Here is a 10,836-nt window from a genome sequence, read left to right on the forward strand (position 1 = left end):
CCAGCCTTGGGAGAGGGGGCAGGGGGTGAGGGCCTGCCTTGACCCATCAAGAACGTGCGGCTGCGAGCCGCACCTACGGAACGTCGATCGAGTATAGCCTGTGAATATACGCGAAAATCAAGTGAAGATCAACCGGAAATTTTGTGCGCAAATTTCACGCCGAACCAATTGGGCCTCTATTGACCGAGATGCGCCGGAAGGTCATCGAGGGAGGAAAAATGCGGAGCGTCCTTTTATTTTGGCGGGCAACATGTAAAAAATTAAAGACGCAGAAGCAGCGAATCACTGATGACAAAGGCGAGCGCTTTGCAGCGCTCGCCTGCCACGACGCCTTAGACCTTTACGCCTTTGCGGATCTGCATGAATTTCTTGGCCGTCTCGACCGCCACCGCTGCGTCTCGGCAATAGGCGTCCGCCTCGATCGCCTCGGCGAAGGCCTCGTTGAGCGGCGCGCCGCCGACCAGCACGATGATGTCCTTGCGGATGCCCTTCTCCTTGAGCGCGTCGATCACCACCTTCATGTAGGGCATCGTCGTGGTGAGCAGCGCGCTCATGCCGAGAATGTCCGGCTTGTATTTCTCGATCGCCTCCAAATAATTCTCGACCGAATTGTTGATGCCCAGGTCATAGACCTCAAAGCCGGCGCCCTCCATCATCATGGCGACCAGGTTTTTGCCGATGTCGTGGATGTCGCCTTTGACCGTGCCGATCACCATGCTGCCGATCTTCTCGGCGCCGGTTTCGGCCAGCAGGGGGCGCAAGATCGCCATGCCCGCCTTCATGGCCTTGGCCGCCATGAGCACTTCGGGCACGAAGAGGATGCCGTCTCGGAAGTCATTGCCGACGATCTCCATGCCGGCGACCAACCCCTTGGTCAGCACGTCGTAGGGCGGCTCGCCGCGTGAGAGCGCCTCGCGCACCTCCTCTTCGATCTCCTCGGCCAACCCATCGTAGAGGTCCTCTTTCATCAGCTCGTACAGGTCTTCCAGCGACAGTTCGGACAGGATGATTTCCTCGCTCATGCTCTCTTCTCCGGCAATTCAGGACATCAACAATCGACGACTCTAATCTTCGCTTTATCTTCGCGTGTTTATGTTCGCATACGCATCCGACGTCGCGTCGGCGCTGCATCCGCTGCTGCGGCAGGCGCGGGCAAAACATCGGCCAGGTGAGGGAATGGATCGCTGGCGTGCGGGATGTGGAGCGCGCCAACGAACTCCTCCTGAAAATCCTGGGCGACCGCGGTCTCTACGTAGCGCACGCTGTGCGCCAGCGCCATTGCCTCTTTGCGTTTGGCCCGATTGAGCAGCGCAATGCGGGCGCCGTCGCCGGCGGCGTTGCCGACTGCAGCAATTCGCTGTGGATCGCAATCAGGGATCAATCCTAACACCAAAGCGTATAACGGGTCAATATAGCTTCCAAACGCCCCGGCCAGAATGATGCGATCCACGCGCGCTACGCCGGCGCGTTTCATCAGCACCTTGGCGCCGGCGTAGAGCGCCGCCTTGGCCAGTTGGATGTTGCGCACATCATCCTGCGTCACGTAGATAGGCTGGCCGTTGGTGGTCTGCTCCGGCGTCGCCAGGATGTACGCTGCGCGGCGACCCTCCCAGATAAGCCGGTCGGTGGGGTGGGCCGGGTTAAAGCGGCCGTCCGGCAACAGGATGCCGGCCAGAAACAGCTCGGCGACGGCTTCGATGATGCCCGATCCACAGATGCCGGCGGCAAGGTATTCAGGTTTTCCCGCCAGATGCGAAGGGGCGTGCACGTCCCATTCGTCCGACCAGCGCTCGTCGCCGATCACGCGAAAATTGGCGCGGCCGGTGGCGCGATCGATGCGCACGCGCTCGATGGCGCCGGGCGCTGCGCGCATGCCTGCGCTGATCTGCGCACCCTCAAAGGCCGGGCCGGTCGGGCTGGAGGCGCTCATCAGCCAGTGGCGGTTGCCGAGCACGATCTCGGCGTTCGTACCCACGTCCACGATCAGCTCGATCTCGTCCTGGCGGTGCGGCTCCTCCGCCAGCAGCACGGCGACGTTATCTGCGCCGACGTGGCCAGCCTCGGAAGGCAGCACATGGACGTTGGCGGCGGGATGCAGACGGAGGCCGAGATCGCGCGCCTTGAGGTCCATGGCGTCGCGGTTGGCCAGCGCAAAGGGCGCGCCGCCCAGCTCGCGCGGGTCGATGCCCAGGAAGAGGTGGATCATCGTGGTGTTGCCGGCCACCACCATCTCATAGATGTCGCGCGCGCGCAGGTTGGCGGCGTGCGCAGCCTGGGCGGCCAGTTTGTTGAGTGCCTTGATGATGGCGTCGTGCATCTTCTCTGCGCCGTCCTCGTTCATCATGGCGTAGGAGATGCGACTCATCAGGTCTTCGCCGTAGGTGATCTGCGGGTTCATGGCCGATTCGGTGGCGAGCACCTCGCCGGTGCGCAGGTCGCACAGATAGGCGGCCACCGTCGTGCTGCCGATGTCGACGGCCAGACCGTAGACGCCCTCCTGATAGCCAGGGCGCACATCGACCACTTCGCGGTCGTTCCAGACCACCACCGTGACGCCGCGCTTGCCTTCGCGCAGGGCAGGCTGCAACTTGCGCAAGGCATGCAAGTCGATGGTGAGGTCGGTGAGCCCCACCTCTCGCTCCAGCGCATCTTGCAGGCGACGCCAATCCCCGCGGTGCTCGCCCAGCGCCGCCTCATCCACCACTACGTAATACTGGCGCAGCGTTGGGTCGATTTCAATGACGCGCTCGGTTGCGGCTTTGCGAATGATCTGTTTCTGCGCCCGACTCTCTTCGGGGACGTAGATCAGCACGTCGCCGGTGATGCGCGCCGTGCAGGAGAGACGGCAGTCGTCGGCGCGCAGCGAGTGCAACAAGGCGCGCTCCTCTTCTCCCATCGGCGTGAGATGACTTGCCGCGGAGACGATGCCGTGCTTGGCGAACTCGCCCTCCTCGACGCGCACCTTGCACTTGCCGCAGGTCAGGCGCCCGCTGCAGATGCTCTCGATGCCGACGCCTAGCTCGCGCGCAGCGTCTAATAAAGTAACGCCTTCGGGGAAGCGGCCGCGTCGCCCCGAAGGCATAAAAATCACCTGAAACCCTTGCTCAGACATTTCCAAAATCCTGATGAATCTCGAAATCGATTACTCAGGCAATCATAAACGATCCTCGTCGAAATCGAAACTTGGGCAACACATTCGGCGCAGCCTCATTTCGAGGCGCGCAAAACGTAGTTCAGTCGATCAAGAGACGGAAGGCCTGCGATCGGGTTCTTATTTTTTCACGGCTCTCTCTGCCACGATGGCGGGCAGTGCGGTCAAGTCCGGATGGTCGCCGATGTGCGCAAAGTCATGACTCCATAAAACGTCCGGCCCCTGCACCAGGAAAAGCCCCGGCATCTGCCAGGGATCGCCCACGACCTTGCCGGGGACGTGCCCCTTCGCCGCTGCGCGCAGGCCGCAGGCCAACACGTCCGGACCGAAGACCTGTCTGAAAGAGCCGCGACCAAGGCCAAACGCCGTGTAAAATTTCTTCGATGGATCGGAGACGGCACGCGCCTCCGGCCAGGCTTTGGCAAAGAACTTCTCCCCTTCCTCAACCGACCCCATATAAAAGAAAAGCAATGGCGGGTATGCAGGGTCGGCGGCGAGCGTGCGGAAGTCCTTCACCAACTCCTGGCAGAACGGTCAACCAAAGTGACGCAAGAAGACCAGGACGGTGGGCGTCTCATCGATCTGCTGTCGCAGCGTCCCGGGCTTCAGATTCACGCCGGTCACCGGCGCATCTAAAATCTCTTTCGGAATACTTTTCATGCTCTCCCTCACAAGCGATTGGAGTTTCCACAAATTCATGCTGCTCTGTTACACTCACGCTATCAACCGCTGCAACCGAACGTCTGTGTGCAATCATCCATAAACGCAACACGAAGCACGCAACAAGAAACGCGAGCCACCATGATGATGCGGACCTTTTTCTGCACGCCCGAACTCATTCTCTACAACGCCAGAATTTACACGCAGGACGCCGCCTCGCCGTGGGCGCAGGCGGTGGCGATAGGCGAAGGTCGCATCCTGGCCGTGGGCGAGGACGCAGAAGTGTTGGCGCTGGCCGGTCCCCAGACCGAGCAGATCGATTTAGGAGGCCGCCTCGTCCTGCCCGGCTTTTGCGATGCACATATTCACCTTTCGTATTACGCGTTGGGGCTGCGCGAAGTGCGGCTGGCCGACGTGCGCTCTCGCCAGCAAATGTTGGCGCGCATCCGCGAGGCGGCGGCGCGCACGCCGCCGGGGCAGTGGATCGTGGGGCAGGGCTGGAACGAAAGCTGGTGGGGCGAGACCGACTTTCCCACCGCCGCCGAGATCGACGCCGCCACCGGGTCTGAGAAGCCGGCGATTTTTTATCGCAGCGACATGCACAGCGCTGTAGTGAACACCGCTGCCCTGCGGCTGGCCAACGTGACCGCCGCCACGCCCGATCCCCCGGGCGGCGTCATCGACCGCGACGCCGCAGGCGCGCCGAACGGTTTCTTACGTGAGCTGGCGATCGACCTGGTCGCGCGCCATATCCCGCCCCCGACGCCCGCCGAACAGGACGCTGCGCTGCAGGAAGGCATCGCTGCGCTGCATCGGCTGGGAATCACCGCCGTGCATGCGCAACGCACCAAGGATGGGGACGACGGCCCGCGCGAGTGGGCGAGCCTGCTGCGCCTGCGCGAGGCGGGCAAGCTGCGTTTGCGCGTCGCCTGCAATGTGGCTGCGCACGAGATGGTGCACCTGGCCGGGCTAGGGCTGCGCAGCGGCTTTGGCGACGACACGCTGCGCATGGGGCATGTCAAGGTCTTCGCCGACGGCAGCCTGGGCAGTCGCACGGCGTGGCTGCTGGCACCCTTCATCAAGCTCAGCCCCGACGAGCCGGACAACACGGGCGTCTGCGTCACGCCGCCGGAGCAGATGGCGGCGGAGTTCCGGCGCGCGGCGGAGCTAGGCTTCCCGATCAGCGTGCACGCCATCGGCGACCGCGCCAACCGCGTCGTGCTCGACATCTTCGAGGAGATGGCGGGCAGCGCGCCGCCGTTGCGCATTCCCCATCGCATCGAGCACGTCCAGATCATCGACCCGACCGATCTGCCTCGCCTGGGGAAATTGGGAATCACCGCCAGCGTGCAGCCCATTCACGCGCTCGACGACATGGACGCAGCCGACCGGTTTCTGGGCGAGCGCAGCGCCCACATGTACAACTTTCGCTCGCTCTTTGAGAGCGGCGCCCTGGTGGCCTTCGGCAGCGACGCGCCGGTCGCCGACCCGAACCCCTTCCTCGGCCTGCACGCAGCCGTGGTGCGCCAGCGCGTCGAGCGGCTGCACAGCCCGCCCTGGCATCCCGAGGAGCGCATTTCACTGGAGCAGGCGATCTTTGCCTATACGCTGGGCGCAGCGCAGGCGGCGGGCTGGCAGGACGTCATCGGCAGCATAGCGCCTGGCAAGCGCGGGGATCTGATGGTGGTGGATCGCAATCTGTTCGCCCTTTCGCCGGAGGAGATCGCCGCCGGGGCCATCGCCGCCGCCAGCGTGGTGATGACGATCTTCGACGGACGGGTGGTCTATCAGGCGTAACGAAGGTGTTCGGCTTGCAGCATCGGTGGTCGACCTAAGTGGATTCCGAGAAAATTTTCGCCACCAGGGATTGCACCTTGCGCCCGCCGTTCTGCAGGATCGGCGGGCCATGGCCGAAGACCATCACATCGAAGTCTTCCCCGTACTTCTTAGCCAGCTTCCAGACGCTGCGTTGCGCATTGGCCATGTCGGGCGTGAACATGGCCGGAGGAAGTTGCAGCCTGCCCCCGCGGTTGTTGAGCGCATCGCCGACGATAAGCACGCGCTTCTCTCGGTGCAACAGCGAAATGTGGCCGGGTGTGTGTCCCGGCGTGTGGATGACAATGAAGCCTTCAGGCGTCTTGTCTCCATCGACGTAGAGTTCATCGGGCGTGACCGGCAAGACATTGAACTGCGGCGTGAGGCGCAGCGCGGCGAAGACCGGGCGCAAAACCCACGCTGCAGGCTTGCGCTGCCCAGGATTCTCCAGCAGAATCTTCTCCACCGAATGGCAGCCCAACACCGCGCCGGTGGCGCGCTTCAACTTGGCTGCGCCGCCGATGTGGTCGATGTCGGCGTGGGTGATGAGGATGCGCCGCACGTTGTGCAAGGCATGCCCTTTGGCGGCCAGCGCGTCGAGAATGGTGTGAACGTCGGTCGGAAACCCAGTGTCGATCAGCGTGAGGCCGCCGCTCCACTCCCACAGGTAGCAGTGGACGCGATCTCCGATCTCGTCAATTTCCCACAGTCCGGGAATAATCTGGTTCATGGGACGGCGTCAATCTTGTGGCGTTGGTCGGGTGAAGAAAAGTTTACCAGCTCAAGCCAGGGCGCAGCTCACCTTTGATGCTGCCTAGATGTCGGAGTCGCGCACGTGGATGATCGACCGCAGCTTCGATCTCGCGCAAGGTCAGGCCGGTGACCTCGGCGAGGTGCATCATGGTGCGGAAGTCTTCCTCGGTGATTTTGGCGATGCACTCGCGCTGCGCCTCGGTCAACTTGTAGCCGACCCCCATCAGCGAGGGATTTTCAAGCAGGGCGTCGCGACAGGCGGTGCAACGCCAGACATGCCCGATGATCAACGCAAAATCCGAGACGCGAACGGTCATCAGTAGCTTTCTCCTTGCGGCTGCGCCGCGCCAGAGTGCAATCTGCCCTCCAACAGCTCCCGCATGATCGCCACGCCGCCGCTTGTGCCGATGCGGTTGGCGCCCGCCGCCACCATGCGCAGCGCATCGAAGGCGGTGCGCACGCCGCCCGCAGCCTTGACGCCCATAGCAGGACCCACGACGCGACGCATCAACGCCACATCCGCCACGGTTGCGCCCCCTCCGCTGAAACCGGTGGCCGTCTTGACGAAGTCGGCGCCCGCCTCTTGGGCAATCACGCAGGCCGCAATCTTCTGCTCGTCGGTGAGCAGTCCGGTTTCCAGAATCACCTTGAGGATCATCTCGTGTTCGTGTGCGGCGTCGGCGACTTCGGCGATGTCGCGATAGACGAGATGGTAATCGCCGTCGCGCAGTCGCCCCACGGCCAGCACCATGTCCACTTCGTCTGCGCCCAGCGCAGCCACCTCGCCCGCCTCGAACGCTTTCACCGAGGGCAAGGTGGCGCCCAAGGGGAAACCGATCACGGTGCAGGTCTTGACGTTGGTTTCGGCCAAAAGTTCGGCGCACAGCGGCGTCCAGATCGGGTTGACGCAGACGCTGGCGAAGCCGAACTCGATTGCCTCCGCCACCAGCGCCCGAATTTGCTCTTCGCCCGCCTCCGGCTTCAGCAGCGTATGATCGATCAGTGCAGCCAGCTCCGCAGGCGTCAGCGTGGCCGGCGCCACGTCGGTCACCGACGGCTCTTGCAGAGCCTGCTGGATGGCTGCTTGGATGCGCTCTTCGAGTGTGTTGCTGTTTGTCACTTCGTCACCCCGCGTCGGTTGTGCTTGGTCAAGCGCTCAGTTGGACAGATACCCCTCGGGCGCCAGGTCGGCGTGCTGGACGATGCCAAAGGTGTTCAGCGGCCAGATGCGCAGCCACGCCTGCCCGACGACCAGGCTGCGATCGATCGGCCCGAAGACGCGACTGTCGCTCGAATTGGGCCGGTTGTCGCCCATCACAAAGAGCTGATTCTCGCCCACGACAAAGGGGCCGGCGTATTCGCCAGGAGGAATGGGGCGATGCGGATAGTCTTCGGGCAGCGGCAGGCCGTTGACAAAAACCTTTTGATCGCGCACCTCCACCGTGTCGCCGGGGACGCCGATGACGCGTTTGATGTAGTCTTCTCTGGTGTTGCGTGGATTGTGAAAGACGATCACGTCCCCGCGTTTCGGTTCGTCAAACCAGTAGGCGATCTTGTTCACAAGCACGAACTGGCCTTCATAAAAGCTCGGCTCCATCGAGTGGTTCTCGATGCGATAGTTCTGCACCACCTGTCGGATCAGCAGAAAAATGATTAACGACAGGACGACGGTCTCGACAATCTCGCGCACCATCATCCAGCCGTAGGAAGGCTCGTTTTTCGTTGCTTCGGCCTCAGCGCCTGCTTCGGATGTCAGTTGCAGGGACTCCATCGCTGCGGGGTCCGGCCGAAGGGCGTACAAATCTTCAGCGGATTTGGTCGATTCACTCATTCGCCACCCATATTTCGCTACGCAGTGTCGCCGGTGTTGGCACCGCTCGAGCAGCAAGCATACAAAACGCTCCACCTCAGGCGAGACAACATACGCCATTATAGCACCGTAGTTGCGGCGTTCAAAGAAAAACGGCTTCCAGTCTATGGCAATCGGCAACCCTTCCCAAACATCCCCTTTGCATCCCCTGATCCCAAAACCTTATTACAGGATTTGCAATCCCATGGATTATCCCAAATATCCCAATTGGGATAAGCGATTCATCCAGTAAAAATATCAGGAACACGTGAAAAAAATGGCGACCGTGCACGACCTTCATGGCCGGCTCTCCGCGCCCCATGCCGAGTATTGTTGCGCCTCGATGATCAAGCCCGTATCATTTATCTGCGATTATTGCAATTTCCCAATTGGGATATTTGGGATATTCACGTTACGCGGTCCGGCGACTCGGTCTGCGTCAGCGCTTGCGAATTCCGCATCCCTTCCCTCCGACCGCCGAAGGCGCCGCAAGAGTCCGGGTGAGATGGTTAACCATCAAGAACACAAAGGCACAAAGGACACTCAAATCTTCGTGTTTCTTAGCGCCTTTGTGGTGACTTCCAGAGGACTTGGCCGCCAGGCTGGCGGCGAGAGGGAAGCGAGGGGCAAAAGTCAGCGATTGGAGACGTCCGGTTGCACAAAAAGGGCGAGCATCTTCTGCGCAACGTGAATTGGATAAAAGGAGGAGATGATTTTGAGCAAGCGATTTTCGGCCATCGCGTCGTGCGCAAGGACGGCGAGCTCGGCGGCTACCGCTGGGGCCTCGAACGCAAGCGCCGGCTGCTGGAGCGAGAGCGCGGGGCGATTCTTTAAATCACGTCCTATTTCGTCGGGAATTCGTCATGCAAGAGGGAAAGGATTGGGATAAAAATTACAACAAACGCACCGGGCTGTAGCTTCTAAGTTAAACGCATCGCCCTTCTAGACGATCCAACCCGAGGAGATTTTATGCGCTTCCCCCCCCGTTCTGGACGCCGAGCGCGGCGGCTGCTTTGGCTGTTGCATGTGACGACGTTGGCGAGCCTGCTCGTGATGGCTTTGCCGTCGGCGAGGGCGCAGGAAGGCGCCTCGGCGACGGCGGAAGCGACGGCCGCTGCGCCGACTTTGCGCCTATGAAGGGGTGAAGAAGAACTGCGGCCAGTATTATGCCCGTGGCCGGCGCGCTGACGCGCGAACGTCGGCTGGTCTGCTACGCCAACGCCAGCAACCAATGCGTCAGCTACGGTGCGCCGGGGCAGACGCGGCAGCTGATGAGCGACGTGCGCTACAGCTACGACCTCTACGGCAACCTGACGGGGGTGACGACCTCGACGGCCTACGGCTATCACGAGGAGGGCGCCGCCGTCTATCCGACCACCGAGCTGCGCACGACGACCTATGCCTACGCCGACGGCGGCTACAACACCTACCGCACGAGCGAACAGAACGCCCTCGGGCACACGACGAGCTGGGTGTACAATTACCGCCTCGGCGTCCCCGTGCAGGAGAGCGACCCCAACGGCCTGGTCACCTACGCCGAATACGACGGCTTTGGTCGGCTGACCAAGCTTATCCGGCCTGGGGAGAGCAGCGCGGCGCCCGGCGTCAGCGTGAGCTACTACGACACCGGGGTGAACAACCTGGGGCCGTTTTTGGTGGAGATCGAGGAGCGCCACAGCGGCGGCGCCTACAACGTGCGCCGATTTTACAACGGCCTTGGTCAGCTGCTGCAGGTGCAGACGGCGAATGCGCAGGTGTACGGGGGTGCGCACGACGTGGCGGTGGACTACGCCTACAACGCCTACGGCCAGCGCACGCAGGAGACCAAGCCCTATTTGCTGGCGGTGTGGACGCCGGCGGCGGGCGGGACGCCCTATCGGGGGCAGTATTTCAACCAACCCAAGACGGTGACGAGCTACGACGGCTTTGGCCGTGTGAGCAAAGTGCAGAGCCCGACGGCGAGCGAGGCGGTCACCGTGACCTATCCGGCGGATCTGCAGGTGCGGCAGTGCAACGGGCGCAACCAGTGCACGCTGACGCTCTACGACGTGTGGGGGCGGGTGGTCGAGGTGCGTCCGCCGGCCGAGCCGTGGCTGCGCTACGTCTACGACGAGGCGGACCGGCTGGTGCGGGTGGAGCAGCGCACGGGCGGAGGCGCTGCGCTCTTTGCGGCGACAACGATGAGCTACGACCTGGCGGGGCGCAAGACGGCGATGAGCGACCCGGATTTGGGGAGCTGGAGCTACACGTATGACGGTGCGGGCAACCTGCGCACGCAGACCGACGCGCGCAACTGTCGCACGACGCTGAGCTACGATGCGCTCGACCGTGTGACGCAGAAGAGCTATGGGGCGGTGAACGGCGGGACGTGCGGTGCGGCGACGGCGACGGTGACGTACGGCTACGATGCGTACAGCGCCGGGACGAACTACGGGCGGGGCAAGCGCACGTCGATGACGGACGGCTCCGGCAGCACGACGTGGGTGTACGGGGACGTGCGCGGGCGGCTGACGAAGGAGACGAAGACGATCGCGGGCGGCGGGAGCTTTGTGACCGAATGGGCGTACGACCAGGCGAACCAGCTGACGTGGATGCGCTATCCGGACGG

At 62.6% G+C, this 10,836-nt stretch carries 12 protein-coding genes; 4 read left to right on the forward strand and 8 right to left on the reverse strand.

Going from position 1 to position 10,836, the window contains the following annotated elements; all coding sequences use genetic code 11:
- Window positions 1-332 precede the first annotated feature (332 nt).
- The 4 genes from Q0367_RS12300 to Q0367_RS12315 form a co-directional block, all read right to left on the reverse strand.
- A complete protein-coding gene (locus Q0367_RS12300; RefSeq protein ID WP_297639034.1) occupies window positions 333-1,022 on the reverse strand; it encodes a B12-binding domain-containing protein in 690 nt (229 codons plus the stop codon).
- A 68-nt stretch (window positions 1,023-1,090) separates the two neighbouring features.
- Window positions 1,091-3,112, reverse strand: a complete 2,022-nt coding sequence (locus Q0367_RS12305) for an ASKHA domain-containing protein (RefSeq protein WP_297639031.1) — start codon at window positions 3,110-3,112, stop codon at window positions 1,091-1,093.
- A 159-nt stretch (window positions 3,113-3,271) separates the two neighbouring features.
- Window positions 3,272-3,667, reverse strand: a complete 396-nt coding sequence (locus Q0367_RS12310) for a peroxiredoxin-like family protein (RefSeq protein WP_297639028.1) — start codon at window positions 3,665-3,667, stop codon at window positions 3,272-3,274.
- Between the two features lie 18 nt (window positions 3,668-3,685).
- Complete coding sequence (locus tag Q0367_RS12315; protein ID WP_297639025.1) at window positions 3,686-3,811, reverse strand: hypothetical protein; 126 nt, start codon at window positions 3,809-3,811, stop codon at window positions 3,686-3,688.
- Between the two features lie 141 nt (window positions 3,812-3,952).
- Here Q0367_RS12315 and Q0367_RS12320 point away from each other — a divergent pair, with 141 nt between their 5' ends.
- Window positions 3,953-5,608 carry an amidohydrolase gene (locus Q0367_RS12320; RefSeq protein WP_297639022.1) on the forward strand — a complete coding sequence of 552 codons (1,656 nt, stop codon included), beginning with the start codon at window positions 3,953-3,955 and terminating at the stop codon, window positions 5,606-5,608.
- A gap of 34 nt (window positions 5,609-5,642) precedes the next feature.
- Here the strand turns inward: Q0367_RS12320 and Q0367_RS12325 are convergent, their stop codons facing one another.
- The 4 genes from Q0367_RS12325 to lepB form a co-directional block, all read right to left on the reverse strand.
- A complete protein-coding gene (locus tag Q0367_RS12325; RefSeq protein WP_297639019.1) occupies window positions 5,643-6,356 on the reverse strand; it encodes an MBL fold metallo-hydrolase in 714 nt (237 codons plus the stop codon).
- A 43-nt stretch (window positions 6,357-6,399) separates the two neighbouring features.
- Window positions 6,400-6,696 carry a hypothetical protein gene (locus Q0367_RS12330; RefSeq protein ID WP_297639016.1) on the reverse strand — a complete coding sequence of 99 codons (297 nt, stop codon included), beginning with the start codon at window positions 6,694-6,696 and terminating at the stop codon, window positions 6,400-6,402.
- Complete coding sequence (gene deoC, locus Q0367_RS12335; RefSeq protein WP_363325865.1) at window positions 6,696-7,421, reverse strand: deoxyribose-phosphate aldolase; 726 nt, start codon at window positions 7,419-7,421, stop codon at window positions 6,696-6,698. Before deoC ends, Q0367_RS12330 begins: the two co-directional genes overlap by 1 nt.
- A 114-nt stretch (window positions 7,422-7,535) precedes the next feature.
- Window positions 7,536-8,210 carry a signal peptidase I gene (lepB, locus tag Q0367_RS12340; protein WP_297639008.1) on the reverse strand — a complete coding sequence of 225 codons (675 nt, stop codon included), beginning with the start codon at window positions 8,208-8,210 and terminating at the stop codon, window positions 7,536-7,538.
- A gap of 672 nt (window positions 8,211-8,882) precedes the next feature.
- Between lepB and Q0367_RS12345 the strand changes: the two genes are divergently transcribed.
- The 3 genes from Q0367_RS12345 to Q0367_RS12355 form a co-directional block, all read left to right on the forward strand.
- Window positions 8,883-9,062 (forward strand): MGMT family protein, encoded by a 180-nt coding sequence (locus tag Q0367_RS12345; protein WP_298982557.1) that lies wholly within the window; start codon window positions 8,883-8,885, stop codon window positions 9,060-9,062.
- A gap of 135 nt (window positions 9,063-9,197) precedes the next feature.
- Entirely contained in the window at window positions 9,198-9,365 is a 168-nt protein-coding gene (locus Q0367_RS12350) for a hypothetical protein (RefSeq protein WP_298982558.1), read from the forward strand.
- A gap of 29 nt (window positions 9,366-9,394) precedes the next feature.
- A partial coding sequence (locus Q0367_RS12355) for an RHS repeat domain-containing protein (protein ID WP_298982559.1) occupies window positions 9,395-10,836 on the forward strand: 1,442 nt, incomplete at its 3' end.

The organism is uncultured Caldilinea sp., assembly GCF_937128415.1.
Lineage (GTDB): Bacteria > Chloroflexota > Anaerolineae > Caldilineales > Caldilineaceae > Caldilinea.

Coding starts and splice junctions, on each gene's coding strand:
- Q0367_RS12300 (WP_297639034.1), bottom strand. CDS start 1,022: ATGAGCGAGGAAATCATCCTGTCCGAACTGTCGCTGGAAGACCTGTAC.
- Q0367_RS12305 (WP_297639031.1), bottom strand. CDS start 3,112: ATGTCTGAGCAAGGGTTTCAGGTGATTTTTATGCCTTCGGGGCGACGC.
- Q0367_RS12315 (WP_297639025.1), bottom strand. CDS start 3,811: ATGAAAAGTATTCCGAAAGAGATTTTAGATGCGCCGGTGACCGGCGTG.
- Q0367_RS12320 (WP_297639022.1), top strand. CDS start 3,953: ATGATGATGCGGACCTTTTTCTGCACGCCCGAACTCATTCTCTACAAC.
- Q0367_RS12325 (WP_297639019.1), bottom strand. CDS start 6,356: ATGAACCAGATTATTCCCGGACTGTGGGAAATTGACGAGATCGGAGAT.
- Q0367_RS12330 (WP_297639016.1), bottom strand. CDS start 6,696: ATGACCGTTCGCGTCTCGGATTTTGCGTTGATCATCGGGCATGTCTGG.
- lepB (WP_297639008.1), bottom strand. CDS start 8,210: ATGAGTGAATCGACCAAATCCGCTGAAGATTTGTACGCCCTTCGGCCG.
- Q0367_RS12350 (WP_298982558.1), top strand. CDS start 9,198: ATGCGCTTCCCCCCCCGTTCTGGACGCCGAGCGCGGCGGCTGCTTTGG.